Below are 17914 nucleotides of genomic sequence, written 5' to 3' on the forward strand. Positions count from 1 at the left end.
TAAGCAGCAATGACTCCCCAAAGTTTGTCTCCTTGGAGAATGGGGGCAGTTGCAAAGGCTTTTGCCTGAAATTGCTCCAACAAGATTACATGGCAGTCTGTTAATCCGGCTTGGTAAATGTCATTGGCGGTAAATGTCTGGTTGTGAGCGTAACGTCCGCCTTGCGTCTGTTGTAAATAAGTATCAGCGATCGCAGGCTCAACACCAACTAAAGGAGTCCAGCCTTCGGTAAATGATTCAGCAACGAAGTTACCACTCCAATCGTCATTGAAGCTAAAGATGGCAACTCGGTCAGCTTGCAGCAGCTGGCGTATTTCTTGAGTTGTTGTTTTAAAAATGGTTTCAATATCAAGGGGTGAGCGAATTTTATCGACAATCTGAGCAATTACTTGGTCGCGTTGAGCCGCTTGAGCCAATTCTGCGGCTTGCAATTGGACTTCATGGAGATGCTTCGCTTGTTGAATCGCAACGACAAGGTGATCGGCAATTTGACGAATAAACTCAATTTCCGATTCTTTCCAGTCACGAGCCTCACTGCACTGATGAATGCAAAGCAATCCCCACAGTTCCTTTTGGCGCAATAGAGGGACAACGAGGTTAGCCTGTACCTGAAATTTACTCAAAATTGCGGCATGACAATCACTCAGTCCCGCCTTGTAAATATCTGCTACTGCTTGCACTCTACCTTGTTGATAACTCGAAGCAAATTGTTCTCCAAAGCAGTGGTCGTAAACTTTTACTGCTAGTGCTGAGTCCCAGCCAAGTGCAACATCCTCAGAAACAAATTCTCCTTCCCAGTCTTTCTCTTGGTCAAACTGGAAGACTGCTACACGATCAGCATTTAGCAACTGACGCACTTGTGTAACGGTCGTTTGAAAAATTGTTTCTAAGTCAAGAGACTCCCGAATTCGGACAATTACACTCGCCAGAGCCTTTTGTTGGTCTAGTTGCTCTTGAAGTTGAGCGCTTGACAAAAGAAGTTGATTTTCCGTGAAATTTGAATTGGGTTCCATTGCTCTGGATTATGTCGTTTAATGATTTCTTATACCAAACTTCATGGAGTCAAAGAGTGTCAAAAATATGACAAACTGCAAATTTTTACAGTGTTCAGCAATTTCCCAGAAGATGGTTATTGTTATAGTTCCCTTTTCTTTATCTATCCTCATAATGGGTTAAAAAATAATTTTGACTAAGTTAGTGTTGCCGGGACAAATCAGAAAAGCGATCTGACCCCTTTAAGACTTATGGATAAGAGATCCTCCAACCCGCTTAAAAAGTTGGCTGTTGAGATCCACCCCTTTTTTAGGCTTCTTATTACCAACATTTTTTAAATCTTGGGCTTCCTTGCCATCCCGCCTCGGAATAAATTCCGAGGCTAATAGCTAAAGTCCTCTCAAGAGGACTAAGTACAGCATTTCATTAATTCTAGGACTTACGCACGCTCTACGAATTCTTGGCGTTCTTGGCGTCTTGGCGGTTCGATATAGGCATAGCCCGCCGTCGGATGCCCAAAGGGCTGTAGGGCGAAAGCATGTAAAATAAGTATTTTGTCAAAATTTACCTGACAGACTGCAAAATTTCAGGTTAAATGTTTTAAAGTATGCACTCTGCAAGAGTTGTCGGGTAATATTCGTGACACAACAAGACCAAAAACCCTCTCGTTCTTTCGCTGGAATTGCTGGCATTGTTGCCGCAGCCACATTAATTAGTAAAGTCTTCGGTTTAGTGCGGCAGCAAGCGATCGCTGCCGCTTTTGGTGTTGGTGCTGCTGCCACCGCTTATAGTTATGCCTATGTTATCCCTGGCTTTCTATTAATATTACTCGGTGGTGTGAATGGGCCATTACATAGTGCAGTTGTCAGCGTTTTAGCCAAGCGGCGGCGAGAAGAAGCGGCTCCCCTAGTGGAAACCGTGACAACGCTGGTAGCTGGATCGCTGTTGGTGCTGACAGTGGCTCAAGTTTTATTTGCGGATGCGATCGTTGATTTAGTCGGTCATGGTTTGGAAGAGACAACCAGAGCGATCGCAATTCAACAACTTTGCATTATGGCGCCGATGGCTTTATTTTCAGGATTAATTGGTATTGGCTTCGGTACTCTCAATGCAGCCAATCAATATTGGTTACTCTCTATCAGCCCTTTGTTATCTAGCGTTACCGTTATTATCGGCATTGGTTTGATGACTGTGCAAGTAGGCAAGGACATTATCAAGCCAGAATACGCTTTAATCGGTGGTATGGTATTAGCCTGGGGAACCTTGGCAGGGGCAGTTCTCCAATGGCTGGTGCAGCTAATTGTTCAGTGGCGGTTAGGACTAGGTACGTTACGCCTGCGGTTTGATTTTAAATCCCCCGGTGTTCAAGAAGTGATTAGAATCATGACTCCGGCAACAATTTCTTCTGGAATGATGCCAATTAACTTTGCTACTGTGCTTTACTTCGCCAGTCCCATCCCTGGTGCTGCTGCTGGCTTTAACTATGCCAATTTGCTAGTACAAACTCCCTTAGGGATTATTTCTAATATCATTTTGCTGCCTCTATTACCGATATTTGCCAAACTTGCCGAACCAGAAAATTGGGACGATCTCAAATTACGTATTCGTCAGGGACTCCTACTTAGTGCTGTCACCATGCTACCTCTAGGAGCATTGATGGTAGTGCTATCTGTACCCATTGTCCAGGTAATATATGAGCGGGGTGCTTTCAAGCAAGATGCTACGCAGTTAGTTTCCGAGTTGCTAATTGTTTATGGGATTGGGATGTTTGCTTATTTGGGGCGTGATGTCTTAGTGCGGGTATTTTATGCCTTGGGTGATGGGCAGACACCTTTTCGCATCAGTACTTTTAATATCTTTCTGAATGCTGTGCTCGATTGGATTTTAGTTGGGCCTTTTGGTGCTCCCGGTTTGGTGTTAGCGACAGTGGGCGTAAATTGCAGTTCCCTGTTGATGCTCTTATGGTTGCTCGATCGCAAGCTCAATGGTTTACCTTGGCGTGAATGGAGTTTGCCGATTTTGGGTTTGACTGCGGGTAGTGTTGTCGCTGGGGTAGCCAGCTATGGAACTTTAGTTGCTACTCAACAGTTGTTAGGTAAAACGGGTTTACTGGTTCTATTATTGCAGTTGTGTGTATCTGGCTTCGTGGGGATTGCGGTGTTTGCTGCGATCGCTTCATCAATGAAAATACCAGAGGTGAATACTTTTATATCTCGTCTACGTCAGCGCTTTTTGAAAAATTGAATTTGAAGAAGAATTCAGAAGTCAGAATTCAGGAGCGGAGCCGGAGACGCTCCGCCTCCGGTCAGAATCAAGACGCTCGAAGACTCGCTTTCCGCTTCGCTTACAGTCGGGGATTCAGACCCGCGACTTTCTTGTTGACCACTAAATTGAAAATTTGGTGGTCCCAATTTAGGAGGGGTTTGAATCCCCTTCTAAATTGAACCTTCTGCCCTCTGCCTCCTGCCTCCTGCCTTCTTCAATCATCCGCCAGTCGTACAGAATTCATTCTGAATTCTGACTCCTGACTCCTGAATTCTGTTCGATAACTGTTATTTGAAGAAACTTTTGCCGTAAGTTAACGTCACAAGAGTAACCAGAGGGCATCTAAAATTCAAACAACTGACATCTTGCACCATTTTCAATAAACTTAATACAGCTTTGCGTAAAATCGTAACGTTTTTAATGCAAGGAGACGCATTGGCATTGTCAGCCGATGCATTGGCATTGTTAGCCGATGCATTGGCATTGTCAGCCGATGCATTGGCATTGTTAGTCGATGCATTGGCATTGTTAGTCGATGCATTGGCATTGTTAGTCGATGCATTGGCATTGTTAGCCGATGCATTGGCATTGCAGGGTATTGCCAAATTTAATTCGCTACGAATTAATGAAATGCTGTACTTAGGGTAGACACTGCTAGTACAGCACGGCGGAAATAAACCACCCATTCCAAATCGCCAAAAAGTCTGTCCTATAAGCTTTTTGACTTTTGACTTTTGACTTTTGACTTCCGCCTTGCGGTACTAGCCCCTAATCTCCAAGTCGTCAGTCCCAAGTCCCCAAAGTCCTCTCAAAAGGGACGAGATTTGGGTAATATAAAGTAGCTATCTTTTCTGCATGGCACATCCTGAAAGAAAAGCTTTCTTTGTCTTACCCCTTGGAGATATTTCTATGGTGACTTTAAAAATCGCTGTTTATATTGTTGTTGCCTTGTTCGTAACTATCTTCGTCTTCGGATTTTTGTCAAACGATCCAGCCCGTAACCCCGGCCGCCGGGACTTAGAGTAAAACGGCGATAAATCATCCGCGACTTTAGAAGGCGGAAGATACTAAACGCCACGGAAACTTACTAAACTTTCGCCTAGTAAGTTTCCTCCTCAAAGTGGCTTGCTACCGGTAGCAGAAGGCGACAGTCGGAAGGCAAAATGTATATTTAATCCTTCCGTCCGTCATTTGGCTGTTTGTTAGCCCGATTATGCTCAAATATGCTTCATCCAGTTCTGCCGCCTGATCCGCCTTTTATCCTCGAATCTTTACAAGCTGTAAATCCCGCCTCATCTGCTAGTCATACAAATTTTCTTTCAGGTGTAGATACTGGAATACACGAAAAGACAGACAAATCCAAGCAGCCCAAGGATTTGGCCCAGTTGGCAATTGCGGGTGACACCAAGAATGATCCGCCATTGCCAACTGAGATAAACTCAACTCCGAATGACTTGGTAGTTGCCGAAACTCCCTCTGTACCCCATCCACCAGAAACCTTACCACCAGAGATTTCGCCCATCAACAGTTCTGAAACTGCTGCACCTTTGGGGCGATCGCTGCTCGTTGGTTATCCCACACAGGAGGTTAAAACCTCTAATTACCAAGATAAAGAAGACACAAAGACAAGTCCAAGTATCGGCGTTCGGCGCTCGGAACTTCAGCTAAGAGCGGCGTTACGCAAACAAAAGACGCAAAGAGAAGCCACTGCGTTACCAAAAAAAGTTGGAGTGCAAGCTTCTAACCTAGACGTAAAACGTGAACCTTCTCAAAAACTCGGTGAGCGATCGCCAACTCTCAACTCTACTGGAGAAAAACCAACCTTTTTGGATGGTAGCTTCAGCTATAGAGTTTCCCCAAATCCCCAACTTGCCCAATCTTTGCCTCCTCTTCAAATTGTCCCAACTGCTACAAACAGCAACAAGTTAGTCGAATCCAAGGCGGGAATTTTAGCACAGAAGTTAACCCAGCAAAAACAGCAAAGTGATATTACTCCACCACAGTCTTCAGGAAGAGACAATATCTCTGTATCTGCTGCTGATCTTGCACCGAGTTCTCAATCAGTACAAAATTTTATAAAATTCAAGTCTCGTAACCCGAAAAACCAACTCTCAAAGCCCATCACTGTAGGATTCAAGTCCCAAGCCCAACAACAAGCTCAAGCACCAACGTCTACACCAAATGGCAATACCACTAATCAGCTACAAAGTCAACCATCTAGTACAACTGCGCCAGCTAAACCAAGAATTGTAGAAGTCACTTCAGATCGGCAAGAATATGACGAGCAACGGCGAATTATTACAGCTGTTGGTAATGTACTTGTGCGATTTGACGGGGCGGTGGTGGATGCCGATCGCCTGCAAGTCAATTTAGACAACTTGATTGCTGCGGGGTTCGGCAACGTCACTTTAACACGGGGCGATCAGATACTGCGTGGACAACGCTTTACCTATAACTTTGTTCAAGATAGTGGAGTACTGGAAAATGGTAGAGGAGAAATTTACGTACCCTCAGCACAAACAGATTTTGCTTTTTCACCCACGGGTGTAACCACGGGTGTAACTGCTGGTGGAGTTCCAAAACGTCCACCGAGCGATCGCATTAGAGCCAATCAGCCCCTTTCTGGTGTAAGCAGCCCTGGAGGAATTGATGTGGTATTTGGTGGTCAGGCAAACGCTAGCAACATCCCGCCATCGAAGGCAGGGGGTGTAGTCAATCGGCTCAGGTTTGAAGCTGAACACATTGACTTTTATCCGCAAGGCTGGCGAGCAAGGGATGTCCGCATCACCAACGATCCTTTTTCGCCCCCAGAACTAGAGTTGCGTGCAGATACAGTAACTCTGACGCGAGAATCACCCTTGGTAGACCGCATCAGGACACAGAAGCAGCGTTTGGTATTGGATCAAACCGTCTCCTTACCAATTCCGGTGAATGAGCGGACTATTGACCGCCGGGAGCGGGACGTTACACCTGCAATAGTCTCCCCTGGCTATGATGGAGAAGATCGGGGTGGTTTGTATATTGAGCGTGGCTTTCCAGTGATTGATACAGACCAGACAGGCTGGACGATCACGCCCCAGTTGTTAATACAGAGAGCTGTGCAAGAAGGCACGGGTGATTTAGGCGCACTCTTTGGTGTCAAGACAAAGATAAATTCTGTTTTGAATCCACGAGCCGTAATTCAGGGGACTGGGGAGTTAACTAGTTTTGACTTGAACAAGATAGAGGATAATTTGCGGGCGAGGTTAGGATTGCGCCAGGTATTAGGGACTTCCCTTCCCCATCTTTTGAATCTGGAGTATAGCTACCGCGATCGTTTTTACAACGGTACCCTCGGCTTTCAAACCGTCCAGAGCAGTCTTGGCGGCATTATTACCTCTCCTGTGATTCCTTTAGGCAAGAGTGGCATCAACCTCACCTATCAGGGAAGCGCTCGATATATCAATGCCAACACCGATCGCCAAGACTTACTAGAACCAGTGCGGGAAAACGATCGCATCTCACTAGGTCGTTTACAAGCCAGCGCTTCCCTCAGTACTGGGCTATTGCTGTGGCAGGGAAAACCATTACCACCCACTGCCACTGAAGGATTACGATACACGGCTAACCCTGTAGTTCCTTACTTGCGAGCGATCGCTGGACTTACAGGTACTACCAGTTATTACACCAATGGTGATAACCAAAGCACCCTAACTGGTACAATTGGCTTACTAGGGCAAATCGGCCATTTTTCTCGACCTTTTTTCGACTATACCGCCTTTAATATTACTTATTCTCAAGGCTTAAACAACGGATTATCACCCTTTTTGTTTGATCGCTCTGTTGATAACCAAGTGTTGAGCGCTGGGATATCACAGCAAATCTACGGCCCTTTTCGCTTAGGCTTCCAAACATCTGTTAACTTGGATACTGGTAAAGAAACCAGCACCGACTACATTGTGGAATATAGCCGTCGCACCTATGGCATCACCTTACGTTACAATCCGGTGCTAGAGTTAGGCGGCTTCAGTGTCCGAATTAGTGATTTTAACTGGGGTGGCGGCACTGATCCATTTTCGGAAGTTAAGCCAGTAGTAGGCGGCGTAGAACAGGATTATTAGTCAAACAGTTAGCAGTTGTCCTACCCGACATTTGATTCTTTAAGATTTTCTATCTTTTGCCCAGTCTAAGGATTTGGCACGACTCGACAGCTTATAGCACAATTGGTTGATGCCGCACCAGGTATTCTCAGCTTGGCATAGTCGCCGCTTAGTTGAATACGTGACGGTGGTTGGTGTAAAGTTGCACAGCATCTTTGCACTGCGGCTTGGTACTCTCGCCATTGCTTACGGATTGCAATACTGGCGGCATCGTTACCTAAGTCTGAAAATCTTAGCCCAGCCCGAATTAGCCAAGTTTCTACATCAGTTGTTTCACCCAGTATTTCTGGAATGGGATTAATATTTTCCATGAGTAATATCTTTTATACGTATTCAAAATTGGTAATTTTACTTTAAGAAAAATTATTGATAATAGCCAATATCATTTTTTATCAAAATCATCAATAAAAATGATTAAAAAAAGAGAACCTTTTTTTACAAAATGTAACCTCGCACATCTGGTTCACCCAAGTGGCTGAATTCTTTCTCACCCACTTGGGTGTACCAAGTTAATTGTTACAGGAAATAGTTACTATGCTCCATCCCCTATTTCTCAATTTGAACTTTTGCTAGTAGGTCTTTGCCAATTCGGTTTTTGATTACTCGTGCAGGTATGCCTACAGCAACGGAGAAAGGAGGAATATCTCTATTGACAACTGCTCCCGCACCAATAACACTGCCTTTGCCGATAATAACGCCATCTAATACTGTTACTCCATGCCCTAGCCAACAGTCATCCTCAATCACAATTCCCTTGCGAGTAACACCTTGGTATTTAATCGGCTCCATCGGATCGGCAAAATTATGATTATTGGCATATATCCCTGAGTGGGCAGCAATCAAGCAGCGTTTACCAATTTTAATGTCTCCTGGCCCCTCAATACACACGTTGGGAGCAATGAATGTGTCTTCATCAATATGTATACACGTATTTTCCAAACACCCTATATCAACGTTACGCTCAATAGCGACTTTATTTCCTAGATGAATTTTATTATTTTTGTGTCCTCTAGCATCCATCCGCACACCCTTGAAAATATATACTCCACTGCCTATCTCAATACAGCAAGTACCGTTAAATTCAACACCATCTTGAATATAAACTGGGCTGCCTATCTGGGCAAAAATACTACGATATCCCAAATTACGCAACTTCGGCCCCAGAATAAGTGTAGGAATATCCCCTAACACAGTAGTTACTAAAAGTTCTTGCACGCGCTGCAATTTTGAAAAATATTTCTCGTTATGCATGGCTATATATCTCTTCAATCAATGGTTGTTGGGAGTATTGAAAGTTGTTTTGGCTGTATCCTAATCTTCTGCCAACACTAGAAAGATTTGTATTTCTTAATACATGAAAGTGAGTTGGCAGTATTACCGAAATTTACCCATATTTTTAGATGGTTTTCCAATTGAAAAACCAGAGTCTGGCTTTGACTATGTGAGCAATTATTGAACTTAGGTGTGTATAATTACCCAATTTATATGCACAATTGCGTTAAGTCGTTAGAAGCTTTTCTACTATATGTACGTAAAAATTTGGCTTCTTTTTCACTATAACAATTAACAAAACAATTTCAGTGCATTGCAGAGTCAAACCTCAGACTATTAAATTGTCTGATGGGGAAATTTGCTGGTTTAGATAGGCTACTGTTTCGGTTCTCTGGCAAATTTGCAAAGCTTGTTACGCAAATAGGGATAAAGTTGTTTGCCTTGAGGCTAATTTTTCTCAGGCGGTTTTAGTCTTTTGAAACAACTCAGTTCCACAAGCTATTTTGCAACAAAAAATACATTTAACTAGACTATATTCAAAAATTAAATAAAATTTCTGCCTAGCATAACAATGTAATTCTTGTTGAATTTTTAGGGGTATTTTTGCCCAAATAAAACCCAACTAAGGTGGATTATCTCCCACATCAGCCATCACATTGAAGTTAACCATCGGTGCAAACAAGTAAGCGCTTCCCCGACTGCTATGACGGCTTTCTTGCAACGAATTTCTAGAGTATGCTGCTCCAATCATGTTGCACACAGATGATTTACAGACTAACCAATTCATGTTTGTAATTACCTGAATTGGTTTTAATAACAATTGTTTTTAACGATAACACATTTTATTTTTAGTGGAACACTCTTATTAAATAATTTGATTTTCAGGTTGCTTGTTGATCGTAATGGTGAGATGAGTTAACTTTTTTACTAGAGCGATCGCTACTCTGAAATAATTTTATACACTTAGACAAAATTTATTGAAAACGGTAGCTTTAAAAATGCTCTAAGCGATTAATTGCCATTTATATCTATATTTCTACCGTTGCTTGTCCAAATAATTTTATATTTTTGTGTTAACTCAGAATGATATCTACTATACTTATGACACCCTGTTGCTTAAAAAGCTAAAAATTTTCCTCTTCCCTATTGCTTGTATCTAAAAATTTGTAAATCACCCATTCGGGTGAGCCAAGCGGGTGATGCGTGCTTGGCACTAATTATTATAAATTTTATTGAAAGAAAGCTAAAACATAGCTTAGTTTCTAGGAGAAGTCCAGAAAAAATATCAAATGCCCAGATTGAGATATCGGTTTTAACTCACACACTTGGTTCAAATTATGGCTTTAATTAAAGAAATTGTCCAAGAAGCTCTAACTACCGGCTATCTGAGTGTTGTAGCCGAAGATCAACTGCGATCGCAGCTTCAAAGTAATTATGACTCAGAAGACCTAGATGCCTGGATCATTTTACAGCGAACTATTGCGGTGGGTGATGTAAAACTTGAGTCGCGCCGAAAAAAAGCTTCTCTCTCTCCTAAAGCCAAGGACGCTTCATCTAGTATCAAACTTGCTTATCAAATGGCAGCAGAGATTGCTTATGCAGCAGCTGTAGCTTTGTCAATGACAAAAAATACCAAAGATCAGCCTTCACTAGGCGCATAAAATAACACATTACTAAGTTATTTTCTTGGTTTAGTATTAAAAATTTATACCAAGTAGTTAGCGTAGGCGTAGCCCGCACAACTCTTGGAGACGCTGCGCGTAGCTTGCTTCCACGAAGTGGTACGGCATGGTTCATTGGTGTCAACTTAACGTAAAAGTCATGTCCCGCAAGGAACTGAAGTTCCTTGCTAATAGCGGAAGTCATCTGAAGATGACTAAATATAGCCAAAAATTTTTAGTCTACTTCAGTAGACTTTAGCTATGAGCCTTGAACTTTAGTTCGAGGCGGGTGAGGAAGCTTTCAGTTAAGCTACTTTTAGCTTAAGTTGACACGTATGGGCATGGTTAGACTCCCTTCGGCTACGCCCTTCTCTACGAGAGGCTGCGCCAACGGCTACGCTCAGGACAAGCTCAGGACAGGCTCAGGGCAAGCCGCTCACCAGCCGCTCAGTGACCACCGCAGGCATCGCTTTTCCTAGTTAACTGCTTGGTATTATTTTTACACAATCTAATTTTAGGCGATGTCTACGATAGGCTATTGGGCATTGCGTCACCTTAGCTCAGGTATTGCACCTCTCCAATCTTCAGCCAGAGAATTTATTCTCTGGCTGATAGCAAAAGTCCACTTAAGTGGACTAAAATCCATACATCAATAAAGAAAGTTCAGCCCTCTTCAGAGGACTAGCCATAGGTTAGAAACCTATGGCGGTTTTTGAGACTGGTGCAAGATTTGAGTTAAGTTAATTTTAACGGAAGCTCTCACACTGCCTCTAGGCTAAGGCAATTTTATTAAAAAATAATTAAAATTTTAACTCTTCCTTGACGCAGCTATGAGTAATTTTCACCCTCAGCCAAGACCTTAGATTGATCCCCGGAATCAATTCTAAAATAAATATAAATTATTTATTCTTAACTAAATTTTTTTAAGTGATACATGGCACTAAATGATTAAATTTTAATATACCAAGTACATGGCTGAGGGTATGGCATAGAATTAGAAACACCTTGGTGTAAACTTTAGCAACGAGGTTAAAAAAAATTCTCAATGCTTAACAAAGTCATCGCTTTTTCACAAACTACTGTATAAAGAATTGGCAACATTGGTAAAGAGAGTAAACAATAACCATAGCTAAACTTGGAGTTTTGCCAACCTATGCAGCCAATTCGCACATTTAACGTATCCCCTTCACTACCGCCGCGACTCGAACCACTACGGCGGCTAGCTTATAACTTGCACTGGGATTGGAACGTTGACACTAAAGATTTATTCCGTCGCTTAGACTCTGACCTGTGGGAGTCTAGCCATCATAACCCGGTGTTAATGTTAGGTACTATCTCTCAATCGCGGCTTCTGGAAGTTGTCGAAGATGAAGGCTTTCTAGCGCAAATGGATCGAGCTGACCGTCAGTTAGACGATTATTTGCAAGAGCGTACCTGGTATCAGAAACAACGGGAGCATAAACCAAAAGAATGCTACGCCTATTTTTCGGCGGAATTTGGACTTGTAGATTGTTTGCCCGTCTATTCTGGGGGCTTGGGCGTTCTGGCGGGGGATCACCTCAAATCTGCCAGTGACTTGGGGCTACCGCTTGTAGGTGTAGGTTTACTGTATCAGCAAGGCTACTTTGCCCAGTATCTCAATGCCGATGGCTGGCAGCAAGAACGCTACCTGCTCAACGATTTTTACAATATGCCCTTGCATCTAGAGCGCAATCCTGATGGTTCAGAATTGCGGATTGCAGTAGATTATCCAGGACGCAAGGTGTATGCCAGAGTTTGGCGCGTACAGGTAGGAACGGTGCCTCTGTATTTGATGGACACCAACATTGAACCCAACAACACTTACGACGGCGACATCACAGATCAGCTGTACGGTGGCGACATCGATATGCGTATCCACCAGGAAATCATGCTGGGGATCGGTGGTGTGCAAATGCTCAAAGCTTTGGGGCTGAAAGTCACCGCTTACCACATGAATGAAGGCCACGCCGCCTTCTCTGCCCTAGAACGCATCCGCTTGCTGATTCAGGAAGAGGGACTGAATTATGGCCAAGCTAGACAGGTGGTGGCTTCTAGTAATATCTTTACTACCCACACGCCAGTACCGGCAGGGATTGACTTGTTCGCTCCCGATAAAATGCTGTACTACTTGGGATACTATGCAGAGATATTTGGGTTGCCCAAAGAGCAATTTTTAGGACTGGGACGCGAGAATACAGGCGATTTATCTGGGCCTTTCAGTATGGCGGTGCTGGCGCTGAAGATGGCAACATTTTCTAACGGTGTCGCCCAACTGCATGGTGTGGTGTCGCGGCAAATGTTCCAGGGCTTGTGGCAGAATGTGCCAGTAGAAGAAGTGCCGATCGCAGCAATTACCAATGGTGTCCATGCTCGGAGTTGTGTAGCAAAATCTACTCAAGAGTTGTACGATCGCTACCTGGGGCCAAACTGGTCATCAGCACCACCAGATAGCCCATTGTGGGAGCGGATGGACGCTATACCCGATGAAGAATTGTGGCGCAATCACGAACGCTGCCGCTTGGATATGATTTTGTATGTGCGGGAGCATTTGGTCAAGCATTTGCGCGATCGCGGTGCTTCCGCCTCCGAAATTACCCAAGCCCAAGAAGTTTTAGATCCCTACGCTTTCACCATTGGCTTTGCCCGTCGGTTTGCTACCTACAAACGCGCCACCCTCTGGATGCGTGATTTGGATCGGATTAAGCGGCTTTTACTAAGCAATAAAGATCGAAAAGTGCAATTCGTGATTGCTGGTAAGGCACATCCCAAGGATATTCCTGGTAAAGAACTCATCCGCGAGATTAATCACTTTATCCGCGAACAACATTTAGAAAAACAGGTAGTGTTTGTTCCCAATTACGACATTCACATATCCCGGTTGATGGTAGCGGGTTGCGATATCTGGTTAAATACACCGCGTCGTCCACGGGAAGCCTCTGGTACTAGTGGCATGAAAGCGGCAATGAATGGCTTGCCGAATTTAAGTGTACTAGATGGCTGGTGGGATGAAGCTGATTACGTCCGCACAGGCTGGGCAATTGGACATGGAGAGAATTACGACGATCCCAACTACCAAGATGAAGTAGAAGCAAATGCTCTCTATGAGTTGTTAGAAAAGGAAGTTGTACCGTTATTTTACGATCACCGGGATAGTGATGGCTTACCCCGTCCGTGGGTTGCCAAAATGAAGGATGCAATTCGCCTGAATTGTCCCTTCTTTAATACAGCGCGGATGGTAGGAGAATATGCTGGGCGGGCTTATTTCCCGGCTAGCGATCGCTATCATACCTTGACTGTTGATAACTATGCTCCAGCTAAAGAACTAGCTGCTTGGAAAGAAAAACTGAGGGAACACTGGTTCAACATCAAAATCAAAGATATTGACGTATCAGCAGCTTCAGACATTGAGGTTAACCAAACTGTTGCTGTCAAAGCCAAGGTTGACTTAGCAACTTTGACGAATCATGATGTGCAAGTGGAGTTATATCAAGGTGCGATCGATGCCAATGGTGATATTGTCAACGCTGTGCCAGTGGTGATGGATTACCAAGGGGAGGATGGACAGCAATTGAGTATTTACACGGCTAATATTACCTATACCGCTTCTGGTTTGCAAGGTTTGTCTTTGCGTGTATTGCCGAAAAATAAAAACCTGGCTAATCCTTATGAACCAAGGTTAATTGCTTGGGCACAGTAAGAGTAGTGAGTAATTGTTGAATACTCAAGATTAGGCGTTGCTGATTTAAGTTTAGCATCGCCTTTTATTATGGGATGCAGCTATGCCCCAAAATAACTATTGCTAAAATGATAAGGAATTATAAGGGAAATGCGATTTGACTGGGATAATCACAAAAGTCAGCTTCTTAAGCAAAATAGGGGATATTCTTTGGAAGAAATCGCTACTATTTTGGCAGGCGACTATGTAGAACGAATCAAACAAGATGATCCAGAACAATTTATTGCTATTGGATATCTGGGAAACACCCTTTTGTCAGTCATTTATGAAATTCGTTATGATAGTGAAGGGGAATATATTTGGTTAATTACTTATTGGAAAAATACTAAACGGGAGAGAGAAATCTATGAACAATATTTCTATTAAAGAACTTGAGGATAAAATTGAGGACGGAGAGGAAGTAGTTGATCGTTATTTTGACTCCACGACAACCAGAGTCGGAACACCTCGTAAAATGACCTCACGAAGAGAACAAGATATAACAACAAACCTTGAAATTCCTAGTCTGATGCTCAACGAACTGGACAAAATGGCAACCGAACTCAATATTAGTCGTCAAGCTGTAATTAAAATGATGCTAAGACGCGCTCTTGATGAACACTATCTGGCTAAGAACCAGATTAAATCAGAAATTTGATTGCATAGCTTGCTGCCGTAGGCATCGCTTCTTGCGTGTGCTGTTACCCAACCCAAATTCCTCAAATTTCACTCTGTAAACTTCATGTTTTGAGTAGGAAAATCAAGCACTGAGGCCCATCAGGCAAATTGTAAGTTGCTATCATCGGAGTTTGTGGAATTGATGGCTTCTGAATTTTATTGTTACGAGTTTTCATGTTCTTGAGGCCCACATAAAGCGGTATATTCATCATGGGGGAGTAGGGAGTAGGGAGTAGGGAGTAGAAAGTGGAAGAGAAGGATAATAACTAATAACTTCTAATAACTAACTCAGTACTCAACACTCTTTCAAGTCAGTCCATAATCAAAAAATCCCACAACCAAAAATGAAAAAGATTTCTTCCCTACTCCCCACCCCCCACTCCCCACTCCCTTTTCCTCGTTAAAGCAGTGCCAAAAATCATCGCTATTCTCAACGGTAAAGGAGGAGTCGGTAAAACGACCACCGCAGTCAATCTGGCTGCAAACTTTGCGAAGAAAAAAAAGGTACTGCTGATTGACGCAGATATTCAAGGTTCTGCCAGTTGGTGGTTTGGGCGCAGTCAGCAGGGAATGGGATTTGATTTATCTCAAGAAACAGATCCGACACTTTTAGCTAATTTAGGAAAGATAACAGGTTACGATTTAGTAGTGGTGGATACGCCTCCCGCGCTTCGCTCAGAAGCATTAGTGGCGGTAGTTGCGATCGCAAATTATCTAGTTTTGCCTACACCCCCAGCCGCAATGGATTTAGCTATCCTCGTGGAAACAGTTAAGGAAGCCGTCATCCCCGTGGGAACTCCCCATCGGGTACTGCTTACCAAAGTTGATACCCGCAGTATGGGGGAAGCACTAGAAGCAAAAAACACTCTCACTCGATTAGGTATTCCTGCTTGTAATACCTTTATCCGTGCTTATAAAGCTCATGAACGAGCGGCACTTGAGGGTGTAGCGATTAGTCAATGGCGAGGAAGTAATGCACGGGAGGCGGAGTTAGACTACCGCCGTGCAGCTGATGAATTACAGCGTGATTGGAGAAAATAATAATGGGTAGGAAACAAAGTCTCTCTGAGTTACTACAAGAAGAGGCGCAAAAAATTACATCCTCAGAAGGCGAATCTGCGATTGAAATTACAGCAGAAAAAATTGCCGAAGAACAAGCTTCATCAGATGAAGAATCCTCAGCACAAACACCTGAGCCAAATTCTACTAAGCGCACAACTCCAACTAAGGCTGAATTAGAAGCAACTGTCAAAGAGTTGACAGCTAATCTGGAAAAAAGCCATGAAAATGAAACATCTCTTGGGCAAGAAATTGCTGATTTGCAATCAAAATTATCTAAACAACAAACATTAGCATCCGAACATAAATCATTAATACAACAGGTTACAAAAGAACTTGAAGAAACCAAAAAAACAGCACTGCAACTAGCAGAAGCGAATTCCAAGCTTATAGAAGAAATTAATGCTTTAAAACAAACAGCAGAAGATAATTCTAAACTTGCTGTAGCTGTAAAAGAAACTAGTGCTATAAGACCCGTAAAAGAACACTACAATCCACTTAACTACAAAAAATCACATCGGTCATCAGAAAAACTAGCTCAAAATCAACCACAAAATCAACCAAATGAGTATCCTGAGAGTTCTAATGAGATGTGGTTACTTGACTAGTAGAGCTTGGCGCAAATCCAGCTACGATTAACAAGACTTGGGGCAAAATCCCCTTGTTAAACTCCCCTTAATCCCCTCCCCGAGGCATCGGGGAGGGGAGACAAAGCGCAGCTTTGGCTCTTTGGGGTGATTCGGGTTTAATAAATAATCAAGCGGACATGATATAAGTCCTAGTTCTCCTCAAATACATCCAATAAGGTGCAAGAGATGCATCAGATTTCTTGGGTTTCAAATACAATTATCGAAAGTCTAAAATATGCTGTGCGGTAATTTGTAGTTGTTCCAGGTGTGGGAGATGACCACAATCTTGAATCCAAACAAGGGTACTGTGTGGAATTGCTCTTTTAAATCTCATGGCATCTCTAGTACCCAAAATTTTATCGGAATCGCCCCATAAAATTAGCGTCTGTTGCACAATTTATGATACTTTTTTAAATCTAAAAGCACTGTAACCACCACTTTTAGTGAAAGCTATCAAAGCCGTGAATTAATAAAATAGGAGTTCCACCACTTCCTTGCTTGACAAATGTTGTGGTAACTGGGTGATTAATTAAAGGAGTAGCGATCGCAGTTGTTTGAATACTTTGAGCTAGTGCGATCGAGGCAGATTCTGTCAGTTGCCCAACTGGTTTAGGAAGAAAATTCGGAAACATAAATTTCAGTTTATCGTACTAGCTTGCATCCACGCATCGCTGATTTTGTTAAACAACAAAATTATATAAACTACATTCTGAAATATAAATTGTAATATATAAAACATAGACCAGCGAGTATCAAAACATTCTAACTCCCTACTCCTGTACAGACGCGATTAATCGCGTCTCCCCCAAAAATTATGACATCAAAGAAAGTTTAGCAAAATGTCAAAATTTGGACTAAAGCCACGTACAATTAAAATCGCCTATCCCTTAATCCAGGAGCTAATGCCATGCCAATGGCCGTTGGCGTAATTGAAACTTTAGGTTTTCCTAGTGTCTTAGCAGCAGCAGATGCAATGGTCAAAGCTGCCGCAGTCACAATTGTGTATTATGGTCAAGCCGAAAGCGCTCGCTTGTTAGTCGCTGTCCGGGGACACGTTTCTGAAGTAAATAGAGCTGTTGAAGCCGGAATTGCTGCTGGAGAGCAAGTAAAGGTTGGTACAGTAATCACCCACTACATCGTTCCCAATCCCCCCGAAAATGTAGAAACCATATTACCAATCCATTTCACTGAAAAATCAGAACCTTTCCGCATGTTCTAAGCAATTTTGCTATCCAAATCTGTAGCGAAGCTTCGTACAATTAATTTGTAGCCCCCATATCGTTTATCCATACAGGAGATTAATAATGTCATTACAGGCAGTTGGAGCACTTGAAACTAAAGGTTTTCCTGCGGTGCTAGCAGCAGCAGATGCTATGGTAAAAGCTGGTCGAGTTACCCTCGTTGGTTATATCAGAGTGGGTAGCGCTCGTTTTACAGTTAATATTCGTGGGGATGTTTCTGAGGTAAAGACAGCGATGGCTG

The 17914-nt window shown here is 43.0% G+C and carries 16 protein-coding genes and 1 pseudogene; 12 read left to right on the forward strand and 5 right to left on the reverse strand.

The features are described from left to right. A partial coding sequence (locus LC574_RS02025; RefSeq protein WP_229451268.1) for a GAF domain-containing protein occupies nt 1–1013 on the reverse strand: 1013 nt, incomplete at its 3' end. Between the two features lie 619 nt (nt 1014–1632). Here LC574_RS02025 and murJ point away from each other — a divergent pair. The 4 genes from murJ (at nt 1633) to LC574_RS02045 (ending at nt 7358) form a co-directional block, all read left to right on the forward strand. Continuing rightward, the gene (murJ, locus tag LC574_RS02030) at nt 1633–3237 is read left to right on the forward strand and encodes a murein biosynthesis integral membrane protein MurJ (RefSeq protein WP_229451269.1); all 1605 of its coding nucleotides are present in this window, start codon (nt 1633–1635) and stop codon (nt 3235–3237) included. A gap of 441 nt (nt 3238–3678) precedes the next feature. Then, complete coding sequence (locus LC574_RS02035; RefSeq protein WP_229451270.1) at nt 3679–3906, forward strand: hypothetical protein; 228 nt, start codon at nt 3679–3681, stop codon at nt 3904–3906. Nucleotides 3907–4167: 261 nt separating this feature from the next. Continuing rightward, nucleotides 4168–4284, forward strand: a complete 117-nt coding sequence (locus LC574_RS02040; RefSeq protein WP_229451271.1) for a photosystem II reaction center protein I — start codon at nt 4168–4170, stop codon at nt 4282–4284. 197 nt (nt 4285–4481) lie between these two features. Then, entirely contained in the window at nt 4482–7358 is a 2877-nt protein-coding gene (locus LC574_RS02045) for a DUF3769 domain-containing protein (protein WP_229451272.1), read from the forward strand. Between the two features lie 65 nt (nt 7359–7423). On the opposite strand, the gene LC574_RS02050 is transcribed toward LC574_RS02045, so the two are convergent. The 3 genes from LC574_RS02050 to LC574_RS02060 form a co-directional block, all read right to left on the reverse strand. After that, nucleotides 7424–7708, reverse strand: coding sequence for a hypothetical protein (locus tag LC574_RS02050; protein WP_229451273.1), 285 nt, complete (start codon nt 7706–7708; stop codon nt 7424–7426). Nucleotides 7709–7943: 235 nt separating this feature from the next. Then, complete coding sequence (locus LC574_RS38440; protein ID WP_229451274.1) at nt 7944–8648, reverse strand: DapH/DapD/GlmU-related protein; 705 nt, start codon at nt 8646–8648, stop codon at nt 7944–7946. A 643-nt stretch (nt 8649–9291) separates the two neighbouring features. Then, the gene (locus LC574_RS02060) at nt 9292–9456 is read right to left on the reverse strand and encodes a hypothetical protein (protein WP_179063512.1); all 165 of its coding nucleotides are present in this window, start codon (nt 9454–9456) and stop codon (nt 9292–9294) included. A 550-nt stretch (nt 9457–10006) separates the two neighbouring features. Here LC574_RS02060 and LC574_RS02065 point away from each other — a divergent pair. The 6 genes from LC574_RS02065 (at nt 10007) to LC574_RS02090 (ending at nt 16411) form a co-directional block, all read left to right on the forward strand. Beyond that, nucleotides 10007–10330: a hypothetical protein gene (locus LC574_RS02065; RefSeq protein WP_229451275.1), complete on the forward strand. Its 324-nt coding sequence runs from the start codon at nt 10007–10009 to the stop codon at nt 10328–10330. A 1153-nt stretch (nt 10331–11483) separates the two neighbouring features. Continuing rightward, nucleotides 11484–14048 (forward strand): alpha-glucan family phosphorylase, encoded by a 2565-nt coding sequence (gene glgP, locus LC574_RS02070; protein WP_229451276.1) that lies wholly within the window; start codon nt 11484–11486, stop codon nt 14046–14048. A 129-nt stretch (nt 14049–14177) separates the two neighbouring features. Further along, nucleotides 14178–14453 carry a hypothetical protein gene (locus LC574_RS02075; RefSeq protein WP_229451277.1) on the forward strand — a complete coding sequence of 92 codons (276 nt, stop codon included), beginning with the start codon at nt 14178–14180 and terminating at the stop codon, nt 14451–14453. Next, nucleotides 14434–14724: a hypothetical protein gene (locus tag LC574_RS02080; protein WP_229451278.1), complete on the forward strand. Its 291-nt coding sequence runs from the start codon at nt 14434–14436 to the stop codon at nt 14722–14724. Before LC574_RS02075 ends, LC574_RS02080 begins: the two co-directional genes overlap by 20 nt. A 428-nt stretch (nt 14725–15152) precedes the next feature. Further along, nucleotides 15153–15785 carry a ParA family protein gene (locus LC574_RS02085; RefSeq protein ID WP_229451279.1) on the forward strand — a complete coding sequence of 211 codons (633 nt, stop codon included), beginning with the start codon at nt 15153–15155 and terminating at the stop codon, nt 15783–15785. 2 nt (nt 15786–15787) lie between these two features. After that, nucleotides 15788–16411 carry a hypothetical protein gene (locus tag LC574_RS02090; protein WP_229451280.1) on the forward strand — a complete coding sequence of 208 codons (624 nt, stop codon included), beginning with the start codon at nt 15788–15790 and terminating at the stop codon, nt 16409–16411. A 238-nt stretch (nt 16412–16649) separates the two neighbouring features. On the opposite strand, the pseudogene LC574_RS02095 reads toward LC574_RS02090, so the two are convergent. Beyond that, a pseudogene (locus LC574_RS02095) lies at nt 16650–17064 on the reverse strand (alpha/beta fold hydrolase). Between the two features lie 275 nt (nt 17065–17339). On the opposite strand from LC574_RS02095, the gene LC574_RS02100 reads away from it, so the two are divergent. Together LC574_RS02100 and LC574_RS02105 are read left to right on the forward strand one after the other, a co-directional pair. Then, nucleotides 17340–17651 carry a BMC domain-containing protein gene (locus tag LC574_RS02100; protein WP_100899977.1) on the forward strand — a complete coding sequence of 104 codons (312 nt, stop codon included), beginning with the start codon at nt 17340–17342 and terminating at the stop codon, nt 17649–17651. A gap of 85 nt (nt 17652–17736) precedes the next feature. Then, on the forward strand, nt 17737–17914 hold a 178-nt coding region (locus LC574_RS02105), incomplete at its 3' end, for a BMC domain-containing protein (protein WP_229451281.1).

The organism is Nostoc sp. CHAB 5715 (genome assembly GCF_020829685.1).
Classification (GTDB): domain Bacteria; phylum Cyanobacteriota; class Cyanobacteriia; order Cyanobacteriales; family Nostocaceae; genus Nostoc.

What these genes read in the sequence shown, in the direction of transcription:
- LC574_RS02035 (WP_229451270.1), top strand. Translation starts at nt 3,679, where the DNA reads ATGCAAGGAGACGCATTGGCATTGTCAGCCGATGCATTGGCATTGTTA.
- LC574_RS02040 (WP_229451271.1), top strand. Translation starts at nt 4,168, where the DNA reads ATGGTGACTTTAAAAATCGCTGTTTATATTGTTGTTGCCTTGTTCGTA.
- LC574_RS02045 (WP_229451272.1), top strand. Translation starts at nt 4,482, where the DNA reads ATGCTTCATCCAGTTCTGCCGCCTGATCCGCCTTTTATCCTCGAATCT.
- LC574_RS02050 (WP_229451273.1), bottom strand. Translation starts at nt 7,708, where the DNA reads ATGGAAAATATTAATCCCATTCCAGAAATACTGGGTGAAACAACTGAT.
- LC574_RS38440 (WP_229451274.1), bottom strand. Translation starts at nt 8,648, where the DNA reads ATGCATAACGAGAAATATTTTTCAAAATTGCAGCGCGTGCAAGAACTT.
- LC574_RS02060 (WP_179063512.1), bottom strand. Translation starts at nt 9,456, where the DNA reads ATGAATTGGTTAGTCTGTAAATCATCTGTGTGCAACATGATTGGAGCA.
- LC574_RS02065 (WP_229451275.1), top strand. Translation starts at nt 10,007, where the DNA reads ATGGCTTTAATTAAAGAAATTGTCCAAGAAGCTCTAACTACCGGCTAT.
- glgP (WP_229451276.1), top strand. Translation starts at nt 11,484, where the DNA reads ATGCAGCCAATTCGCACATTTAACGTATCCCCTTCACTACCGCCGCGA.
- LC574_RS02075 (WP_229451277.1), top strand. Translation starts at nt 14,178, where the DNA reads ATGCGATTTGACTGGGATAATCACAAAAGTCAGCTTCTTAAGCAAAAT.
- LC574_RS02080 (WP_229451278.1), top strand. Translation starts at nt 14,434, where the DNA reads ATGAACAATATTTCTATTAAAGAACTTGAGGATAAAATTGAGGACGGA.
- LC574_RS02090 (WP_229451280.1), top strand. Translation starts at nt 15,788, where the DNA reads ATGGGTAGGAAACAAAGTCTCTCTGAGTTACTACAAGAAGAGGCGCAA.
- LC574_RS02100 (WP_100899977.1), top strand. Translation starts at nt 17,340, where the DNA reads ATGCCAATGGCCGTTGGCGTAATTGAAACTTTAGGTTTTCCTAGTGTC.